The 19,200-nt window shown below is 69.7% G+C and carries 18 protein-coding genes and 1 pseudogene; all 19 read right to left on the bottom strand.

Annotated features, from left to right (window positions below):
* Nucleotides 1-11 precede the first annotated feature (11 nt).
* On the bottom strand, nt 12-773 hold the full coding sequence (locus JF886_RS12365) for an ABC transporter permease (protein ID WP_337312896.1): 762 nt from the start codon (nt 771-773) through the stop codon (nt 12-14).
* Nucleotides 770-1,708 (bottom strand): ABC transporter ATP-binding protein, encoded by a 939-nt coding sequence (locus tag JF886_RS12360; protein WP_337312894.1) that lies wholly within the window; start codon nt 1,706-1,708, stop codon nt 770-772. The genes JF886_RS12365 and JF886_RS12360 overlap by 4 nt, the downstream gene beginning before the upstream one ends.
* On the bottom strand, nt 1,705-2,355 hold the full coding sequence (locus JF886_RS12355; RefSeq protein ID WP_337312892.1) for an ABC transporter permease: 651 nt from the start codon (nt 2,353-2,355) through the stop codon (nt 1,705-1,707). Before JF886_RS12355 ends, JF886_RS12360 begins: the two co-directional genes overlap by 4 nt.
* A 126-nt stretch (nt 2,356-2,481) precedes the next feature.
* Entirely contained in the window at nt 2,482-3,660 is a 1,179-nt protein-coding gene (gene ispG / locus JF886_RS12350; protein ID WP_337312890.1) for a flavodoxin-dependent (E)-4-hydroxy-3-methylbut-2-enyl-diphosphate synthase, read from the bottom strand.
* The gene (locus tag JF886_RS12345; protein ID WP_337312888.1) at nt 3,657-5,000 is read right to left on the bottom strand and encodes a M50 family metallopeptidase; all 1,344 of its coding nucleotides are present in this window, start codon (nt 4,998-5,000) and stop codon (nt 3,657-3,659) included. Before JF886_RS12345 ends, ispG begins: the two co-directional genes overlap by 4 nt.
* The gene (dxr, locus tag JF886_RS12340; RefSeq protein ID WP_337312886.1) at nt 4,997-6,172 is read right to left on the bottom strand and encodes a 1-deoxy-D-xylulose-5-phosphate reductoisomerase; all 1,176 of its coding nucleotides are present in this window, start codon (nt 6,170-6,172) and stop codon (nt 4,997-4,999) included. The genes JF886_RS12345 and dxr overlap by 4 nt, the downstream gene beginning before the upstream one ends.
* A 36-nt stretch (nt 6,173-6,208) precedes the next feature.
* A complete protein-coding gene (locus JF886_RS12335; protein ID WP_337312884.1) occupies nt 6,209-7,003 on the bottom strand; it encodes a phosphatidate cytidylyltransferase in 795 nt (264 codons plus the stop codon).
* A gap of 80 nt (nt 7,004-7,083) precedes the next feature.
* Nucleotides 7,084-7,866, bottom strand: coding sequence for a polyprenyl diphosphate synthase (gene uppS / locus JF886_RS12330; protein WP_337312882.1), 783 nt, complete (start codon nt 7,864-7,866; stop codon nt 7,084-7,086).
* A gap of 59 nt (nt 7,867-7,925) precedes the next feature.
* Nucleotides 7,926-8,519 (bottom strand): ribosome recycling factor, encoded by a 594-nt coding sequence (frr, locus tag JF886_RS12325; RefSeq protein ID WP_337312880.1) that lies wholly within the window; start codon nt 8,517-8,519, stop codon nt 7,926-7,928.
* Entirely contained in the window at nt 8,516-9,280 is a 765-nt protein-coding gene (pyrH, locus tag JF886_RS12320) for a UMP kinase (protein ID WP_337312878.1), read from the bottom strand. Before pyrH ends, frr begins: the two co-directional genes overlap by 4 nt.
* Nucleotides 9,281-9,303: 23 nt before the next feature.
* A complete protein-coding gene (gene tsf / locus JF886_RS12315; RefSeq protein ID WP_337312876.1) occupies nt 9,304-9,978 on the bottom strand; it encodes a translation elongation factor Ts in 675 nt (224 codons plus the stop codon).
* Nucleotides 9,978-10,838: a 30S ribosomal protein S2 gene (rpsB, locus tag JF886_RS12310; protein ID WP_337312874.1), complete on the bottom strand. Its 861-nt coding sequence runs from the start codon at nt 10,836-10,838 to the stop codon at nt 9,978-9,980. Before rpsB ends, tsf begins: the two co-directional genes overlap by 1 nt.
* 316 nt (nt 10,839-11,154) lie before the next feature.
* The gene (hslU, locus tag JF886_RS12305) at nt 11,155-12,654 is read right to left on the bottom strand and encodes an ATP-dependent protease ATPase subunit HslU (RefSeq protein ID WP_337312872.1); all 1,500 of its coding nucleotides are present in this window, start codon (nt 12,652-12,654) and stop codon (nt 11,155-11,157) included.
* Nucleotides 12,651-13,208, bottom strand: coding sequence for an ATP-dependent protease subunit HslV (gene hslV / locus JF886_RS12300; RefSeq protein WP_337312870.1), 558 nt, complete (start codon nt 13,206-13,208; stop codon nt 12,651-12,653). The genes hslU and hslV overlap by 4 nt, the downstream gene beginning before the upstream one ends.
* Nucleotides 13,205-15,565, bottom strand: coding sequence for a type I DNA topoisomerase (gene topA, locus JF886_RS12295; RefSeq protein ID WP_337312868.1), 2,361 nt, complete (start codon nt 15,563-15,565; stop codon nt 13,205-13,207). Before topA ends, hslV begins: the two co-directional genes overlap by 4 nt.
* Before the next feature lie 119 nt (nt 15,566-15,684).
* Nucleotides 15,685-16,590, bottom strand: a complete 906-nt coding sequence (gene dprA / locus JF886_RS12290) for a DNA-processing protein DprA (protein WP_337312866.1) — start codon at nt 16,588-16,590, stop codon at nt 15,685-15,687.
* The gene (locus JF886_RS12285; protein WP_337312864.1) at nt 16,587-18,098 is read right to left on the bottom strand and encodes a YifB family Mg chelatase-like AAA ATPase; all 1,512 of its coding nucleotides are present in this window, start codon (nt 18,096-18,098) and stop codon (nt 16,587-16,589) included. Before JF886_RS12285 ends, dprA begins: the two co-directional genes overlap by 4 nt.
* Nucleotides 18,099-18,142: 44 nt before the next feature.
* Nucleotides 18,143-18,544 (bottom strand): YraN family protein, encoded by a 402-nt coding sequence (locus JF886_RS12280; protein ID WP_337312862.1) that lies wholly within the window; start codon nt 18,542-18,544, stop codon nt 18,143-18,145.
* A 244-nt stretch (nt 18,545-18,788) separates the two neighbouring features.
* Nucleotides 18,789-19,130: pseudogene (rplS, locus tag JF886_RS12275) on the bottom strand (50S ribosomal protein L19); the annotation flags it as partial.
* Between the last annotated feature and the right edge of the window lie 70 nt (nt 19,131-19,200).

Below are 19,200 nucleotides of genomic sequence, written 5' to 3'. Positions count from 1 at the left end.
GTCAGTCCTCCTTACCCTCTGACGTGTCGCGGAACAGCAATACGCTCCACCAATGAAAGCGCCCAATCGGCGAGTAGCGCGAGGGTCGCCACCATGACAGCCCCCACGAAGATGATGCGGTTGGAGATGTTGATGCCGGACGCAATCACGTCACCGAGTCCCCCTCCTCCAATGAAGTTGCCGAGTGTAGCGGTACCGATGATCAGCACGAGAGACGTGCGCAACCCGGCGAAAATGAGTGGCGAGGCGAGCGGCAGTTGGACGCGGTACATCGCCTGCCAGCGCGTCATTCCCATGCCGCGTGCCGCTTCCACCGCTGCCGGGTCGACTCCCTGGATGCCGGCAACCGTGTTGCGCAAGACGGGCAACGCACCGTACGCGACCAGCGCGATGATGGTCGGCTCGGTACCGAGTCCGAGAAGTGCGTAGAGCAGTACCAGGATGCCGATGCCGGGCACGGCCTGTCCCAGGTTGGCGAGAAGGAACACCGGCACGCGCACGGCGCGTCCCGCGGTGGCGATGAGAATCCCGACCGGCACGACGACGGCCGCCACGATCCCGAACGAGACCCCGGACAGGTACACGTGCTCGACCAGCCGCGTGGTCAGGAAGTCCTGGTTGAGCACCTGGTCGTCGTACCGGTAGCCGCTGATCGTCTGGTACACGGCAAACGAGATGGCCAGCCCGACCGCGACCGCGATCGGAATCGTGAAGATACGCGCGCGCGCGAGGTTGAGGCGGTGCTGCGCAGGCGTGGCCACGACAGTGCTCACTGCGATGCCCGCCGGATGACGTCGGCGTCCACGATGCCGAGAACTCTGCCGTCGTCCACCACCTGGACCCGGCCGTCGTGCGCTCGCAACACAGCGTCGAGCGCATCCCGCAGGGTGGCCCCGGCCTCCACTGTCTCGACAGGCGCCTGGCTTCCGTTGGGCGGAGCGAGCGGCACGTCGCGGACCTTGATCAGTGAGAGACGGCGCACCATGCGGCCGTCACCGAGGAAGTCCACCACGAACTCGTTCGCCGGGTGGGCCAGGATCTCCGCCGGGGTCGCGTACTGCTGCAGATGTCCTCCCTGCGAGAACAGCGCGACACGATCCCCGAGCCGGATGGCTTCGTCGATGTCGTGGGTGACGAAGACGATGGTCTTGCGCACCACCTGCTGGAGGCGGAGCAGCTCGTTCTGCAATCGCTCACGCGCGATCGGGTCGATGGCGCCGAAGGGCTCGTCCATCAGCAGGATGTTCGGGTCGATGGCCAGCGCCCGGGCCACGCCGACACGTTGACGCTCGCCACCACTGAGCTCGGCCGGCATCCGCTTGGCGTACTGCGCCGCGGGCAGGTCGACGAGGTCGAGCAGCTCGTTGACGCGCGCGGTGATCCTGGGCTTGTCCCACCCGGCGAGGCGGGGAACCGTGGCCACGTTCTCCGCGACCGTGTAATGGGGGAAGAGGCCGATCTGCTGGATGACGTAGCCGATCGAGCGGCGCAGCTCGTTGACGTCGACGGTGGCGGTGTCGGTGCCATCGATGCTGATGGAGCCGGACGACGCCTCGATGAGCCGGTTGATCATCTTCAGCGACGTCGTCTTGCCACACCCCGACGGGCCGACGAAGATGACGATCTCGCCGGACGGGATCTCCAGCGTGAGCTCCTGCACGGCATCGGAGTCGCCGTAGCGCTTGGTGACGCGGTCGAAGGTGATCACGTCGCCGCCACCGTGACGCGACCCCGCGACAAACCCCGCTGCAGGCCGGCAAGCACGGTGTCGGCGAGGATGCCGATCAGGGCGACTGGGATCACGCCGGCGAGCACCTGCTCGAGGGTTCCCGTGTCGCGCGAGACGGCGGCGAAGATCGGCTGGCCGAGATCGTTGGCGCCAACGGCGGCCCCGACGGTGGCGATGGCGACGATCATCACCGTGCTCTGGCGCAGGCCGCCGAGAATCACAGGCACGGCCAGGGGCAGCTCGACCCGGGTAAGGACCTGCAGCCGGTTCATGCCCATGCCCCGCGCCGCCTCGGTCACTGCCGGGGCGACGGCGAGGATGCCGACCCGGGTGTTGCGCACGATGGGCAGCAGCGCATAGAGGATCAGCCCCACGATCACCGGCGGGTTGCCCAGGCCCAGCCAGATCGACAGCAGTCCGAACAGCGCGAAGCTGGGGATGGTCAGGATGGTGCCGGTGACGGCCAGCGTGAGCACCGCGACTCGGGGCGAGCGTGCTGACGCGATGCCGAGCAGCAGTCCGAGCACTGCGGCCACCGCCACGCAGATGGCCACGATCCGTAGGTGGGTGGCGACCTGGGGCCCGAGCGTGTCCCAATTGTCGGATATGTAGCGAAGGGTGCTCATTGAGAGTCGCCCTCGCTGTGGCGGTTAAGTCCTGAGACCCGCGGGAACCCGCCTGCGCCCGCGAAGTCACATCTTATAGACCATGGCCACCGCGGTTGCCTATCCCCCGAAAGGGTGGTCGTGGTCCTAGACGGTCGCCATCGGGAGCGGCTGCATTGTGGCGTCCGCGTCGCCCAGCCCGGTGGGCAGCGGCTCGCCGGCAGCGATGAGCCGCGCGTCCTCGGCCGCGATCGCCTTCAGCTCGACGATGAGCGCCTCGATCAGCTGCTCCTGGGGGAGCGAGGCGATGACCTTGCCGCCGCGATAGAGGATGCCCTTCTGGCGACCACCGGCGATGCCTATGTCCGCGTGCATCCCCTCGCCGGGTCCGTTGACGACGCATCCCATCACCGACACGTTGATGGTGCGGCGCACCTCGCGGAGCGCCTCCTCGACGCGCGCCACCATCGGGAACATGTCGATCTCGAGCCGCCCGCACGTGGGGCAGGCGATGAGGTTGGGGCCGCTGCCCTTCTCGCTGAGGTTCTGGAGGATCTGGCGGCCGACGCGCACCTCGTCCTCGGGCTCGCCCACCAGCGAGACGCGGATGGTGTCGCCGATGCCTTCCGCGAGAAGGATTCCGATACCCATGGCGCTCTTGACGCTGCCGGACTCGACGGGGCCTGCCTCGGTGAGGCCGAGGTGCAGCGGGTAGCGGTTGCCGAGCGCGGCGAACTTCCTGTTGACGGCGATGTTGGTGAGCACGTCACTCGCCTTGAGCGACACCTTGATGTTGCGGAAGTCCAGCTCCTCGAGGATGCGGATGTGGCCGAGGGCTGCCTCGACCATGTGCTCGGCGGTCTCGTCGATGGTGACCCCGCGGCCTCGGGCGAGGTCCTTGCGCTGCGGGATGCTGCCGCTGTTGACCCCGATCCGGATGGGTACGTCGCGTGCCGCGGCCTCCCTGGCGATGTCGCGAACCTTGGTCGGGTCGGTGATGTTGCCGGGGTTGAGCCGCAGGCAGGCGATGCCCGCCTCGAGCGCGCGCAGCGCCAGCGGCGCGTCGTAATGGACATCGGCGATCACCGGGATCGGCGAGCCCTTGACGATCTCGCGCATGGCCACCCCCGCCTCGGGGGTGTCGCACGTCACGCGGATGATGTCGGCTCCCGCCTTGGCGGCGCGCTCGATCTGCGCAAGAGTGGCCGCGACGTCCTCGGTCTGCGTCTTGGTCATGGTCTGCACCGGGATGGGTGCAGCGCCGCCGACGACAACGCCGCCGACGTTGACAGGAACGGTGGGTCGCCGATTGATCACGCTGCTCATCCGGGCCTGCTCACGTCTCCGATGGTGACATAGATGACGAAGACGACCACGAGCGCAAGGCCCACCGCGTAGATCATCGCCTCGCGACGCGGATCGAGGCGGCGGCGGCGGATCGCCTCGATGAGAATCAGCACCGCCTTGCCGCCGTCCAGGAACGGGATCGGCAGGATGTTGACGAGGCCGAGGTTCATGCTGATAAACGCGATCCAGTACGTCAGCGAGCGGCCGCCCTGGTGCGTCGCCGTCACCGTCTGGCGGACGATGCCAACCGGCCCGGACAGCCCCTGCGGGCCGGTGATGCCCCCGCTCTTGGGGTTGGTGACGAGGTTGGCGAGGTCCTTCACTGTGGTGGTGACGAATGTCGGGATCTGGCCGAAGCCGTCGCCCAGCGCCTGGGGGAGTGCCTCGCCGTCGAAGTTGGGCGAGACGCCCAGGCGCCAGGCCGCCTGGATGGCACCGTCGCCACCACTGCCGTCGCTCACGCCCGACGCCCTGAGGTTGGTGTAGCTCGCCCCGCGCGTGCCGTCGTCGTTGATCACGAACCCAGAGATCAGCGCCGGGGTGCTGCCGGCGAGGAGCTGGGCCGGGTCACCCGCAGAGACGGGCTGGCCGTTGACGGCGGTGACGACGAACTCCAGGCCGACCGGGATGGTGGCGATGGTGCGCACCGCGCCAGCAGTGGCGGTCGGTGCCGGAGTGGCCCCGGGACCCGGGGAGGCTGTGCCCGGCGGCTGGATGCCGTTGACGATGATCAGCGATGGGGCGATCCGCGCGGTGTGCGCGGTGCCCCCGCTCGAATACACCACCGTCATGGGTTGCCCCTGCGCTTTCGCGGTGGCCGCATGCAGGTCGCTGGAGACGTGCGCGGCGGTGTCGTGCCGAATTGGTTGGGCGTCGACGCTGACGATGACGTCGCCGTCGTGCAGGCCGGCGAGCTGCGCGGCCGCTCCCGGCTGGATGTGCGAGGCGTTGGGCCAGGCGAAGATGACCGTGAACAGGAGGCCGGCGAAGATCATGTTGGCGGCGACGCCGGCCATGATCGTGGCCAGCCGCTTGGGGATGGTCGCCCGGTAGAAGTTGCGCTCGCCGGCGTCCGCCTCGCCCTCGAGGCCGAGCATGCCGGCCATGCGCACGTATCCGCCGGCAGGGATGATCCGCAGCGAGTACGTCGTCTCCCCGAGCGTCCTGGCGGCGATGCGGGGGCCGAAGCCCACCGAGAACTCGTCGACGCGAATGCCGCTCAGTTTGGCCACCAGGAAGTGACCGCCCTCGTGGACCAGCACCACCGAGAGCAGCACCAGGATGATCGCGCCGACCACCGCCAGAACGTCGAGGATCACGCCGGGCTGACCACGCTGGCGAGCCGGGCGGTCGCAAAATCTCGCGCCCACGCGTCCGCCTCGAGGATATCCTCGAGCGACGGCGTCACCACCGCGGGCGCGGAACCGACGGCCTCGGCGACGAGCGGCACGATCCCGTCGTAGCCGATCCGGTGGTCGAGGAAGGCCGCGACCGCCACCTCGTTGGCCGCGTTGAGGGCCGCCGGCGCGACCCCACCTCTCTCCCCCGCTGTCCGGGCCAGGTCAACGGCTGGGAACCGATCGCCGTCGACCGCGAAGAACTCGAGCGGGTGGCCGTCGGTCAGCTGGACGTGCGGAGCGATGCCCGGCAGCCGCTCCCCGTCGGCGATCGCCAGGGCGATGGGAACGCGCATGTCGGGCACGCCGAGCTGGGCGACGACCGCACCGTCGATGAACTCGACGAACGAATGCACGATGCTGCGCGGGTGGATGACCACCCCGATGCGCGGGTACGGCATGTCGAAGAGGAAGTGGGCCTCGATGATCTCCAGGCCCTTGTTCATCATCGTCGCCGAGTCGATGGTGACCTTGGGACCCATGGTCCAGGTGGGATGGCGCAACGCCTCCTCGACGGTGATCTGCGCGAAAGTCGCCGGGTCACGCTCGCGGAACGGCCCTCCGCTGGCCGTCAGGACGAGCCGTCGCACGCTGCCGGCAGCCTCACCACGGAGGCACTGCCAGAGCGCGCTGTGCTCGCTGTCGACGGGGAGGATGCGCGCCCCGGTCGCTGCGGCCCGCGCCTTGACCAGCTCGCCGGCCATCACCAGGACCTCCTTGGTGGCGGTGGCGGTTGTGCGGCCGGCGTCGACCGCGGCCAGGGTGGGGGCCAGGGCGGCCGCGCCGGGGATGGCGACGCAGACCACGTCGCACTCCATCGCCGCCACCTCGCACACGGCGGCCTGCCCCGACCCCATCGTGCCCGGACGGCTGATGGCGGCTGCCGGCGCCAGGACGGCAGAGCGGGCCACCCCGAACCGCTCGACCACGGCGGTGAGGCCGTCGACGTCGCTCCCCGCGGCGGCGCCGACCAGCTCGAAGCGCTCGGGGAACCGCGCGATGACGTCGCAGCACTGGCGCCCGATGGAACCGGTGGCACCGAGGAGGACGACCCGGCGTCGCCGAACCTCCGCAACCGGCGGGATGGTGGTCACACCCTCATTCTCCGCGAACATTCCGCGGCGCAGCCCTCACGCTAGCGAGATGAGCCGGTAGAAGCAGTACACCGCGGGGGCCACAAGCACGATGCTGTCGAGACGGTCGAGGAGGCCGCCGTGGCCCGGGATCAGGTTGCTCGAGTCCTTGGCGCCACCCTGACGCTTCAGGGCCGACTCGGCGAGGTCACCCGCCTGGGCGACGACGGCGACGAGCAGGCCCTCGGCGGCGCCCACCCAGGGGCTGATCCCGAGATATGCCGCGCCAAGGACGGCGGCGATGGCCACAGCGCCCACCAGGCCGGCGACCGCCCCTTCCAGCGACTTCCGCGGGGAGAGCTGGGGGAAGAAGGGGCGACGGCCGAATGCACTACCGACGAGGTATGCGGCGGTGTCGCAGACGATCACCGCGGCCACGGGGACGGCCAGTGCCGCGATGCCGAAGCGGTGGTCGGAGGGACGCCAGGTGAGCAGGGCTACGTAGTAGCCGAGGGAAAAGCCCACGTACACCGCCCCGGCCAGGGCCGCCATCCAACCGCGCCAGCTGGAACCGGTCGCCACCAGGCCCACGATCCCTGCGACCAGGCCGGCGCCAAGGCCGATGTCCAGCGCCGGCGGGGATCCGGGGACCGCGTAGCGGATGGCCAGCCAGACCGTCAGCGGCAGCAACAGCCACAGCGGCGGGCGCGCGTCGAGCCGGGCGGCCAGCCCGGCAAACTCCCAGGCGCCGACGGCGGCCGCGGCTGCGACGACGGCGACGAACAGCGATCCGCCCGCCGCCACCGCGCCGGCGACGAGCACGAGGAGGAGGACGCCGGAGATCCAGCGCACCGCCACGCTGGTGGGGGCGGCAACCGCCGGGGTCGCCGCGACACCGGTCGCCGGGTTCTCCCGGGCGAACGAGGAATCGCTCAGAGCGACGCCGGCGCCACGATCGCCTCCTCCATTCGCCCCGGCGCCTCGGGCACGGCGCCGAAACGACGGTCCCTCCCGGCATAGGCGCCGAGGGCGTGCTCAATGGCGGCGGCGTCGAAATCCGGCCAGAGCGTCTCCGTGACGTAGATCTCGGCGTAGGCCGCCTGCCAGAGCATGAAGTTGCTGATGCGCATCTCACCGGCGGTGCGGACGATGAGGTCGGGGTCGGGCAGTCCGGCGGTGTACAGGGCGCCGGCCAGCGTCTCCGTGTCCAGGGCGGTGAGGTCCACCCCGCGCGAGGCGAGGTCGCGAACCGCCGCGACGATCTCGTGCCGGCCACCGTAGTTGATGGCCACGTTGAGCACGGCGCGGGTGTTTTGGCTGGTCAGCTCCTCAGCGGCCCTGACCTTCTGCTGCAGGCGCGGGCTCAGCTTGCTCCGGTCGCCGATGGCGCGGATCTGGATGCCCTCGGCGTGCATCTCGCCGACCTCGGAATCGATGGTGTCCCCGAACAGCTGCATCAGGGCCGCCACCTCGTGGCGTGGCCGTGACCAATTCTCGGTGCTGAACGCGTAGAGGGTGAGGATGTGCACGCCGGCCGCATGGCAGGCTTCCATGACCGGCCGGATGGTCGCCACGCCGGCGCGATGGCCGGCGGCGCGGGGAAGGTGCCGCCGCCGCGCCCAGCGACCGTTGCCGTCCATGATGATCCCGATGTGGCGGGGCAGCTCCGGCCTGGACGGCTCGGGGATGGCGGCTGGCGCTGGCGGTCGCTGCATGTCTGTGAACTGAACGCCTCGCTCCAGGACGCGGTTTCGGCAGGAGACAGGGCTCGAGGTCAGACCTCGAGGATCTCAGCCTCCTTCTTCTGGGCGAGATCGTCAACTCGGCCGACGAAGCCGTCGGTGATGTGCTGGACGGTGGCGATGTTGCGCTCGATCTCGTCCTTGGAGACGTGGCCCTCCTTCTCGAGCTTGCGCAGATGGTCCACCTCGTCGCGACGGATGTTGCGGACCGCGATGCGAGCCTCCTCGGCGCGCTGCTTGACAAGCTTGGCGAACTCGCGGCGACGATCCTCGGTGAGCTGAGGGATGGCGATGCGGATCACCTGGCCGTCATTGCTCGGGTTGAGCCCGAGCTCGCTCTTCTGCAGCGCCTTCTCGATGGCGGCGATGGAGTTGCGGTCATACGGTTGGATGAGCAGCAGCCGCGCCTCCGGAGCGGTGATCCCGGCGATGCTCTGCAGCGCCGTGGCTGTGCCGTAGTAGTCGACCTGCACACGGTCCACCAGCGCCGGGGTGGCGCGACCGGTACGGATGCCGCCGAGCTCCTTGTGGAGGGACTCGATGCTCTTCTCCATCCGCGCCGAAGCGTCGTCGAGACGCTCCTGGATCTGCGCCTGCGAATCCTCGGAGCGGGTGCGATCGCTCATGCGCTGCCGCCGTCCGCGTCAACGCGCGTGCCGATGTCCTCGCCGAGCACCACGCGATCGATGCTGCCCTCGGCGAGCAGATCGAACACGACGATCGGCGTGCCGTTGTCCATGCACAGCGTCAGCGCCGTGTTGTCCATCACCGCGAGACCGCGGTTGAGCACGTCCATGTACGAGAGGTGGTGCAGACGCGCTGCGCTCGGATCCTTGAGGGGGTCGGCAGTGTAGATGCCATCGACCTTGGTGGCCTTGAGCAGGACGTCAGCACCGATCTCAGCCGCTCGCAGCGCCGCGGTGGTGTCGGTGGTGAAGAAGGGGTTCCCCGTGCCCGCGGCCAGGATCACGACGCGGCCCTTTTCGAGGTGACGGATGGCCCGTCGCGGGATGAACGGTTCGGCAACCTGCTGCATGGCGATGGCCGACTGCACGCGCGTCTGGATGTCGAGCCGCTCCAGGGCGTCGCGCAACGCCAGCGCGTTGATGACTGTGGCGAGCATGCCCATGTAGTCACCTGCGACACGGTCAAGACCGTGGTTGCTCGCCTCCACGCCGCGCACGATGTTGCCGCCGCCGATGACCACAGCGATCTCGACGCCGCGGGCATGCACCCTGCCGATCTCCTCGGCGATCCGCCGCACGGTGTCGTGGTGGATGCCGAAGTTGCGCTGACCGCCGAGCAGCGCCTCGCCGCTCAGCTTGAGGACGACGCGCGAGTACACGGGCGCGGGTTCGTTGGCTGTGCCGTGGCCGGGGACAACCACCTCGGCGACCTCGACCGGGCCGCTCAGCTCGCCGCCGACGCGGGGGCGTCGTCCTCCTGCGCTACCGAGCGATCGCCGGTGACGGTGGCGCTCTCGCCCACCTGGAAGCGCGCGAAACGCGAGATGGTGATGTTCTCCTTGAGCTTGGCGACGGCTTCGTTGACGAGCTCGCTCACCTTCTTCTTGCCCTTTTCATCGCGAACGTACGGTTGCTCGAGGAGGCACACCTCCGCGAAGTACGCGTCGAGCTTGCCCTCGACGATCTTTTCCTGGATGTTGGCGGGCTTGTCAACGACCTGGGCAAGGAACACGGCGCGCTCACGCTCCACGATCACCGGGGGAACGTCCTCGCGGCGGACGAACAGCGGCGAGCGTCCGGCGACCTGGAGGGCGAGCTCCTTGGCGAGCTGGCGGAAGTCGTCGGTCTTGGCCACGAAGTCCGACTCGCAGTTGACCTCGAGGAGCACGCCGAGCTTCTGGCCGGAGACACCGCCGCCATGGACGTACGACTCGACGATGCCCTCGCTCGTGGCCCGGTGCGCCTTGTCGGCGGCGCGGGCCATCCCTTTGGCGCGAAGCCAGTCCTTGGCCTTCTCGACGTCGCCGTCGGTCTCGACCAGCGCGCGCTTGCAGTCCATCATCCCAGCCCCGGTCAGCTCGCGCAGCTCCTTGACCTGGGCGGCGGTGACCTCAGCCATCAGGGGGCGTCCGGGGCTGCGGCGGCGCTGGCTCCTGCGAACTCCTCGAGCGCAACCTCGGCGGTGCCGTCACCGTCGCTGGCCGCCGGGACGGCGGCGGCAGCGCGCTCAGCGGCCTCCCGCTCCTGACGCTCGCGGGCGGCCAGCTCCTCCTGCTCGCGCAGCTCGCGCTCGCCGAGCAGCTGCTGGCCCTCAACGATGGCCTCGGTGACCGTGTTGACGATCAGCTTGCAGGCGCGGATGGCGTCGTCGTTGCCCGGGATCACGTGCTGGATCTCGTTGGGATCGCAGTTGGTGTCGACGATGGCGACGATGGGGATACCCAGCTTGTTGGCCTCGCTCACGGCGAGGCGCTCCTTCTTGCAGTCGATCACGAAGAGGGCGCCGGGAACCCGCTTCATGTTGACCATGCCCGCGAAGTTGGCCTCAAGCCTGTCGAGGTCGTCGCGGTGGACATTGGCCTCCTTGGTCCCCATGCGCTCGAAGTCGCCCTTCTCCTGCATGGCGCGGAGGTCGAGCAGGCGGCGAAGCCGACGCTGGATGACCGGGAAGTTGGTGAGCATGCCGCCCATCCAGCGATGCGTGACGTAGTACTGGCCGCTGCGCCCGCAGGCCTCTTCGATGGCATCCTGGGCCTGCTTCTTGGTGCCCACGAAAAGTACCTTCTCGCCGTCGGCGACGAGCTGGCGCAGAAAGGCGCAGGCCTCGTCGAGACGCTCCTGCGTCTGCTTGAGGTCGATGATGTGGATGCCGTTGCGCGCCGTGAAGATGTACGGGCGCATCTGGGGGTTCCACCGGCTGGTCTGGTGGCCGAAGTGAACTCCGGCCTCGAGCAGCTGGCGGAGGGTCACCGCCGGCATGGCGTGCCTCCTGAGATTGGTGTGTGTTCCTCCGCCCCGGATAGACCGCCGTCACGACTCCCTGAGGAGCACCCGTGAGGACGTGATCGGAGCGTGTGTAATGTGGGCGAGTCTAACAGGGAACTGGGAAGGGGCCAGTCGCGACCATGGCGGGGGCTGACGAGGACACATCTCCTTGCTGCTCAAACAGGCTTCGGCGCCATTGGCGGCCGCGTCGAACGCTGTTCGCGTCCGACACGGCCTCGGGCGCCTGCAGAACTCGCGACTGCGGAGATGTGTCCTCGTCAGCGCCCTCCGTCCCGGACGTCCCGGTTCCTCAGAGGACGTATTTCCTGACATCGTCGTTGCGTACGAGATCGGCCAGCCGGGAGCTCACGTACTCTGCGGTGACCTCCACCGGCATGGCGGTGAAGTCCTCTGCTCGGAAGGAGATCTCCTCGAGGACCTTCTCCAGGATGGTGAAGAGGCGACGGGCGCCGATGTTCTCGTCCTGCTCGTTGACGGCGTGGGCCTGGCGCGCGATCTCGGCAATGCCGGCGGGGTTGAAGCGCAGGTCGACGCCCTCGGTGCCGAGCAGGGCGGTGTACTGCTTGGTCAGCGCGTTGGACGGCTCCACCAGGATGCGTTCGAGGTCGGCCTGGGAGAGGCTGCTCAGCTCGACGCGGATCGGGAACCGTCCCTGCATCTCGGGGATGAGGTCGCTGGGTCGCGACATCGTGAACGCGCCGGCGGCGATGAAGAGGATGTGGTCGGTGTGCACCGGTCCGTAGCGGGTGTTGACGGTCGAACCCTCGAGCAGCGGGAGCAGGTCGCGCTGCACACCCTCGCCGCTGACATCGGGGCCGTGCTCGCTGCGCTGGCCGCAGATCTTGTCGACCTCGTCGACGAAGACGATGCCGTCGTCCTCGACGGCGCGGATGGCGTCGTCGTAGACGCGGTCCATGTCGACGAGGCGGTCCGTCTCCTCCTCGATGAGCGTGGTGCGCGCGTCGGCGACGGTCATGCGTTTGCTGCGCTTGCGCGGCGGAGCCATCTGCGAGAAGAAGTCCGACAACGACGTGCCCACCTCCTCGAGTCCGGTGCCCGCAAAGCCTTCGAGCGCTGGCTGGAACGGCTCCTCCACCTCGATGTCGATGAGCTTGTCCTCGAGCTTGTTGGCCGCCAGGCGTCGTTCCATGCGCCGACGCACCAACCGGAGACGCCGCTGACCTGCGACGTCATCCCCGACGGCGGCGGTGGCGGCATCCGTGGCCGCGGTCGCCTTGGGCCGCTGCGCGTGCTCCTCCGCCTCGACGAGCGCGTCGACGATGCGCGCTGCGGCGGCCGCGCGGGCACGGTCCTCGACATCGGCGATGCGACCGTTGTGCACCTCGGTGATGGTCTGCTCGAGAAGGTCGCGGATGATCGACTCGACGTCGCGGCCGACGTAACCGACCTCGGTGAACTTGGTCGCCTCGACCTTCAGGAAGGGCGAGTTGGTGAGGCGCGCCAGTCGCCGAGCGATCTCCGTCTTGCCGACGCCGGTGGGCCCGATCATGAGGATGTTCTTGGGCAGGACCTCTTCGCGCATCTCGTCGGTGAGGCGCTGCCGGCGGATGCGGTTGCGCAGCGCGATTGCTACCGAGCGCTTGGCGGCCTGCTGGCCGATGATGTACTCATCGAGCCGACGCACGATGTCGACGGGCCTCAGCTCCTCGGGCGATTCGGCAGCGCCGCCGAGCTGTTCCAACGGCGCCGCGGGCGGCCCTTGCGGGTCGCCACCTCCATCGACTCCATCCGGCTCGAGCTCGACGACCGTGGTGAGCTGGTCGGTCACGCCGGCTTCGCGTCCGAGGTGGCCAGCGTCTCCACCGAGATGTTGTCGTTGGTGTAGATGCAGAGCTGTGCGGCGATCTCGAGCGCCTTACGGGCGACCTCGGTCGCGCCCAGCTCGGTGTTCTCCATGAGCGCGCGGGCAGCGGCGTGCGCGAACGGACCGCCGCTGCCGATGGCGGTGATGTTCTCGTCGGGCTCGATGATCTCGCCGTCGCCGCTGAGCAGGAGAAGGTGCTCCTCGTCGGCGGCGATCAGCATGGCCTCGAGGTGGCGCAGGTACTTGTCGGTGCGCCACTCCTTGCTCAGCCCGACGGCGGCGCGCAGCAGGTTGCCCTGGTGCCTCTCGAGGTGCTGCTCGAACTTGTCGAAGAGGGTGAAGGCGTCGGCGACAGTCCCGGCGAAGCCGACCACCACCCTCTCGTTGAACAGCCGGCGCACCTTGACGGCCCGATGCTTCATGACCACGTCCCCGACGGTGACCTGTCCGTCGCCGGCGATCGCCACCTGACCACCCCGCTTCACCGCCACGATTGTGGTGGCGTGGAACGCGTTCACCTCGCGCCCACCTTCTCCGCCGCGGCAGCCTTCGGAGGACGGTACTTGCAGCCCGGGTAGCCAGAGCAGCTCACGAAAGGGCCGTACCGTCCCTGGCGCTTGACCAGCGGCTTGCCGCACTTCGGGCACATCTCGCCGGTGGGCTCCGCCGAAGCGCCGGCGCTCGGGCCGGCCTGGTTGCTGCCGGCCTGGATGTACTTGCAGGACGGGTACCCGGTGCAGCCGACGAAGCTGCCCCGGCGACCGCTGCGCCGGGCCAGGGGCTTGCCACAGTCGGGGCAGGGTCCGAGCTCCTCGGCGGGTGCGGCCGCGGCACTGCTGCCGTCGGCGGCCACCGCCGGCGCGTCGCCCTTGATGTGGCGGCAGCCTGGGTACCCGGAGCAGCCGACGAAAGGCCCGCGGCGGCCCTGGCGCAGCACCAGCGGCTTGCCGCACTCCGGGCACATCTCGCCGGTGGGCTCGGCCGCGGCCTTGCGGTCCTTGATGTAGTCGCATTCCGGGTAGCGCGAGCATCCCGTGAACTCGCCGAACTTGCCTTCACGGATGACCAGCGATCCCTCCCCGCACTGCGGGCAGAGCTCGCCGGTGTCACGGGCGGGCACCTTGACCCGCTCCATGTTGGCCTCGGCCTTGCTCAGCGTGACCGCGAACGGGTCGTACCACTCGCGGATGGTGGGCTCGTACTGACGCGTCCCCTCCTCGATGCCGTCGAGCCGCTTCTCCATCTCGGCGGTGAAGTCGACGTCGACGATCGCCGGGAAGTGCTCGCGCAGCACCCCATCGACTGTCTTGCCGAGCTCGGTCGGGTGCAGGCGGCGCTCCTCCTGGCGCACGTAGTTGCGCTCCTGGATCACCTCGATGGTGGGCGCGTACGTCGACGGCCGGCCGATGCCGCGCTCCTCGAGCTCCTTGATGAGGGAGGCCTCGGTGTAGCGTGGTGGCGGCTGCGTGAAGTGCTGCTCGCGGCGGAAGTCGACGCAGGGCAGCCGCTCACCGCTCTGCAGCGCGGGCAGCACGTGCTCCTCGCGATCCTTGTCCTTCTCATCATCGCGCTTCCACACCTTCTGGAAGCCGTCGAACTGGAGCACCGAGCCGCTGGCCCGGAACAGGTACTCGCCGGCGGCGAGCGAGGCGCGGGTGTTGAGGAATCGCGCCGCCGCCATCTGGCTGGCCACAAAGCGGCGCCAGATGAGGTCGTAGAGGCGGTACTGGGCGGGGTCGAGCTGGTCGCGCAGCGACTCGGGGGTCCTGGCCACGTCGGTGGGCCGCACCGCCTCGTGGGCGTCCTGGATGTTGCCGGCAGCGGCGCGCTGCCTGGCGGGCGTCCCCCGCAGGTACTCCTTGCCAAACTGGATGACGATGTGGTCGGCAGCCTGCCCCTTGGCGACGTCGCTGATCCTGGTCGAATCGGTGCGCATGTAGGTGATCAGGCCCACCGGGCCGGCGCTGCCCAGCTCGAGGCCCTCGTAGAGCTGCTGGGCCATGCTCATGGTGCGCCGCGGCGAGAGGCGCAGACGTGTGCTGGCGTCCTGTTGCAGGGTGCTCGTCGTGTAGGGGATCGGCGCCTGGCGTGAGGTCTCGCGGGCCTCGATGCCCTCGACCGTGAACGCTGGAGTGGCCGCGGTCGCGCGGCCGTCGGCGTCGATGCCCAGCGCGTCGGCGACCGTCCTGGCCTCCGCCTCGGTGCCGAGCTCGAGCTTGTCGACGTCGGCCGCCGGCGACTCGCCGCGCTTGCCGACCAGCCTCGCCGCGAAGGCGGCCTTGTCCTTCTCGAGGATGGCGTCGACCGTCCACGATTCCTTGGTGACGAAGGCATCGATCTCGGCCTCCCGGTCGACCACAAGGCGCACGGCGACGGATTGCACGCGCCCGGCCGACAGGCCGGTGCGGACCTTGCGCCACAGCAGCGGGCTGAGCTTGTAGCCGACCAGGCGGTCGATGACGCGGCGGGCCTCCTGGGCGGAGACGAGGCCGCGGTCGATCTTGCGCGGCTCGGCGAGCGCGGCCTCGACCGCACCCTTCGTGATCTCGTGGAACACCACCCGGTCGGGGTCATCGAGCTTGAGCGCCTGGGCGATGTGCCAGGCGATCGCCTCACCCTCGCGGTCGGGGTCGGCGGCGAGAAGCGTGCTATCGGCCTTGCGTGAGGCGGCCTGCAGCTCCTTGATCTGCTTCTCCTTGCCCTTGATCACCTGGTACTCGGGCACGAAGCCGGCGTCGATGTCCACCCCGATCTTCGACTTGGGGAGATCGCGGACGTGGCCCATGGACGCCTTCACCGTGTACCCGGCGCCGAGGAACTTGGCGAGGGTGCGTGCTTTGGATGGGGACTCGACGATGATCAGGCGGTTGGGCATTCTTGGAGGGGAGTGTCGCGCGTTGCGGCGCGGGGGCGGCCGGCGGGAACCGAGGCCGGCCGGATGATAACAACGGGTCGGAGGTGCCGCTCCGGGCTCAGGGCGGGGAGGCAGGGTCCTTAAAAGGTACGCGCAACGCGGCCTCCGCAAACATCGGTGATGGCGCCACGCAGTTGGAGGGTGGTCAGTGCGCTCGCCAGAGCGGCCACCCCGACTCCCAGGGCGGCGGCCAGGTCGTCTGGGTGGACGGGGTCGGCGGTGAGTTGGTCGAGGACCCGGCCGAGGAGCGGGTCAGCGCCTCCGGCGGACCGGTCGAGCGCCTCGAGGGCGGGGCGATCCACGGCCCGCGCGGTCATGCAGCGCCGAAGCGCCGGGACCGCCTCGAAGAGGTCGGCGATGCCGAGGTAGGGGCGCACGCCGTCGCGGATGAGGAAGTTCGTCCCGGCGGAGCTGGGGTTCCGAATCGAGCCCGGCACCGCGAGTACCTCACGACCGAGGTCGGCGGCCCAGCGGGCAGTGCTCAGGGCACCGCTCCGCGCGGTTGCCTCGACCACCACCACGGCCTCGGCGAGTGCCGCGATGATGCGATTGCGCCGCGGGAACCGCCACGCGAGCGGGAGCTCGCTGCCGCCATCCTCCGAGACCACGCAGCCGTGCGCGGCGATCTGCTCGCGGAGCTCGAGGTGCTCGCCCGGGTAGCACACCTCGATGCCGCAGCCGAGCACGGCGATGGTGCTGCCGCCGCCGTGCAGCGCACCGCGATGAGTGGCACCGTCGATCCCTCGGGCCATGCCGCTCACCACGGTCACCCCGGCGGCCGCGAGGTCAACGGCGATGTCATGCGCGGTGAGCAGGCCGCCCGGGGTGGCCCGCCGCGACCCGACAACGGCGACGCATGGCGCGCCGGCCGCCGGCAATGTGCCTCGTACCCACAGCGCCTCCGGGGGACAGTCGAGGTGCTCGAGCCGCTCCGGCCAGCCCGGTTCACCCCGGCGCAGCCGGCGCGCCGCGACGGGGACGCTCACCGCGGCGGTGCCTCGCCGCGAAACCGCAGCGCCTCGCCGACGTCGCTCTCGCCCACCTCGGCGGCACCGCGCAGGTCGGCGATGGTGCGGGCCACGCGCAGCACCCGGAAGAAGCCGCGCGCGCTGAGCTGCAGGCGCTCACCGGCGAGCGCGAGGAGGCGCGTGGCACTCGGGGTTGCGTCGGCCGCATCCCGCAGCACAGCGCCGTCGAGCGCGGCGTTCCGCGCCCCTCGCATCGCCGCCGGATTGCGGCGTCGTTGACGGGCACGTGCCGTTCGCACGCGCTCGCGCACCGTCGGTGAGGACTCGCCCGATTGGCCGTCGAACAGGTCGCCGAAGCGCTGCCGAGGAACATCGATGACGAGGTCGATGCGGTCGCGGATGGGCCCGCTCAACCGGCTCGAGTACTCCGCGAGCGCGCGCGGCGTGCAGGTGCACCCGGTCTCGTCGCCCAGGTGTCCGCACGGACACGGGTTGGCGGCGGCGACCAGCATGAAGTCCGCCGGGAACTGTACGGCGCCGCGTGAGCGAACCACGCTCACGGTGCGCTCCTCGAGCGGCTGGCGCAGTGCTTCGAGGTGACTCCGCGCGAACTCACAGACCTCGTCGAGGAACAGCACGCCATGGTGCGCGAGGCTGATCTCACCGGGGCGGGCCAGCCCGCTACCGCCGCCGATCAGACCGGCGCGCGACACCGAGTGGTGGGGCGCACGGAAGGGCGGTCGGGTGGCGGTGGGCGGACGCTCGCGGAGCGCCCCGCGCAGCGAGTAGAGGGCGGCGACGTCGAGGGACTGGTGACTGTCGAGGTCGGGCAGGAGCGAGCAGAACGCCTGCGCCAGCATGGTCTTTCCGCTCCCCGGCGGCCCCACCATCAGCAGGTTGTGGCCACCCGCGGCCGCAATCTCCAGCGCGCGCTTGGCCTGCTCCTGGCCGCGCACCTCGCGCAGGTCGGTGGTCTCCTCCGCCGGCGGCGGCTCGCCCGGGGAGGCCAGGGGCAGTGGGGCGCTGCCGTCGAGGTGTCCGACGCATCGGGGCAGCGACGACACGCCCACCACCTCGAGCGAGTCGACGAGCGCGGCCTCGGCGGCGTTCTCCTCGGCGACGGCAAGCCGGCGCACTCCCGCTGCTCGCAGGCAGCGTGCCATGGGCAGCACGCCGGTGACCGGACGGACCGACCCGTCCAGCGCCAGCTCACCGATGAACGCCTGGCCGTCCAGCCGCAGCGCTCTGTTGTCGAGGCACAGGATGGCCATGGCGATGGCCAGGTCGAAGCCAGTCCCCTCCTTGGGGACCTCGGCCGGCGCTAGGTTCACGGTGAGCCTCCGCTGCGGGTACTCAAAGCCGGAGTTGCGGATCGCAGCCTTGACCCGCTCGCGCGCCTCCTGGATGGCGCGGTCGGTGAGACCGACGATCGTGAAGCAGGGCAAGCCGTTGGCCACATCTGCCTCGACCATCACCGGGACGCCGGCGAGGCCGTGAACGCTGCAGGCGGTGGCGCGGGCGAGCATGCGGCGTATGATACATACACTGCTTTGTGTATGTCGAACGGGCTTCAGTCGTCCTGGACGGCGTTCCTGATGTGCTCGCAGCGCGTCACGGCGAGATGCTCGTCGAGCACCAGCCCGAGGACGTCGATGCGGCACGGCTGCTTCTGCCGCTTGGTCGCGGAGCGGTACGTCTCGAGCAGCAGGCGCAACTTGTGACGCTTGCGCGCGTCGACGGCCTCCTCGGGCAGGCCGAAGCCGACCCCGCGACGCGCCTTGACCTCGACCAGGACGAGGGTCTCGCCATCCTCCGCGACGATGTCGATCTGTCCGATCCGGCTGCGCCAGTCGCGGGCCAGGATGCGGAAGCCCTGCTCCTTGAGGTGATGCAGGGCCAGGTTTTCGCCGGCGTGGCCGACCCGCTCGCGCAGCGGGCGAGCGGGGGGCAGCTGTTCCGGAGCGCGACGCACGCGGTCAGCCGTTGTCGGTCTCCGCGTCCCCGGCGGCGACCTCGACCGGCTTTCCCTTGGCAGGTGTGGTGGCGGCCGGCGCCGTTTCCTCAACCATCGCGGGCTCGACGGTCTCCTCGGGTGCGCCGTCCGGCTCGCTCACCGGGATCTCGTCGAGCTCGTCGACCAGCTCGCCGTCGCTAGGAACCACGGCCGGGTCAGCGGCCTCGCGGCGGCTGGTCATCGACGAGCCGCCGATCGGCTCACGTCGCTCGCGGATGCGGGCCCGCTTGCCCACCTTCTCGCGCAGGTAATACAGCTTGGCCCGGCGCACGTCGCCGTGGCGAAGAACCTCGATGCGGTCGAGCCGCGGAGAGTGCACAAGAAAGGTGCGCTCCACGCCGACGCCGTGCGAAACACGGCGCACAGTGAAGCTTGTGTGCAGCCCAGTGGTGCCGTTGACGGCGATGACCACTCCCTCGAACACCTGGATGCGTTCGCGGGTTCCCTCGACGACCTTCACGTGCACGCGCACGGTGTCGCCGGAGCGCAGAACCGGAACCTCCGGCTTCTCCTGCTCGCGTTGGAGCAGGTCGATGACATTCACTTGTTTCCTCCGGGAACCGCGCGCAACCGTACCAGATCTGGTCGGCGGCGCCGGGTTGACTGTTCACTCT

Source organism: Candidatus Aeolococcus gillhamiae (assembly GCF_016464765.1).
GTDB lineage: Bacteria > Chloroflexota > Dormibacteria > Aeolococcales > Aeolococcaceae > Aeolococcus > Aeolococcus gillhamiae.
Note: the sequence above shows the minus strand (reverse complement) of the source record. Positions and strands in the feature narration are given on the sequence as shown.

Coding starts and splice junctions, on each gene's coding strand:
- rpsB (WP_337312874.1), bottom strand. CDS start 10,838: ATGCCGGCGGTGACCCTCCGCCAGCTGCTCGAGGCCGGAGTTCACTTC.
- JF886_RS12285 (WP_337312864.1), bottom strand. CDS start 18,098: ATGCTCGCCCGCGCCACCGCCTGCAGCGTTCACGGCCTCGCCGGCGTC.
- topA (WP_337312868.1), bottom strand. CDS start 15,565: ATGCCCAACCGCCTGATCATCGTCGAGTCCCCATCCAAAGCACGCACC.
- frr (WP_337312880.1), bottom strand. CDS start 8,519: ATGAGCGATCGCACCCGCTCCGAGGATTCGCAGGCGCAGATCCAGGAG.
- tsf (WP_337312876.1), bottom strand. CDS start 9,978: ATGGCTGAGGTCACCGCCGCCCAGGTCAAGGAGCTGCGCGAGCTGACC.
- uppS (WP_337312882.1), bottom strand. CDS start 7,866: ATGCAGCGACCGCCAGCGCCAGCCGCCATCCCCGAGCCGTCCAGGCCG.
- ispG (WP_337312890.1), bottom strand. CDS start 3,660: ATGAGCAGCGTGATCAATCGGCGACCCACCGTTCCTGTCAACGTCGGC.
- JF886_RS12355 (WP_337312892.1), bottom strand. CDS start 2,355: ATGAGCACCCTTCGCTACATATCCGACAATTGGGACACGCTCGGGCCC.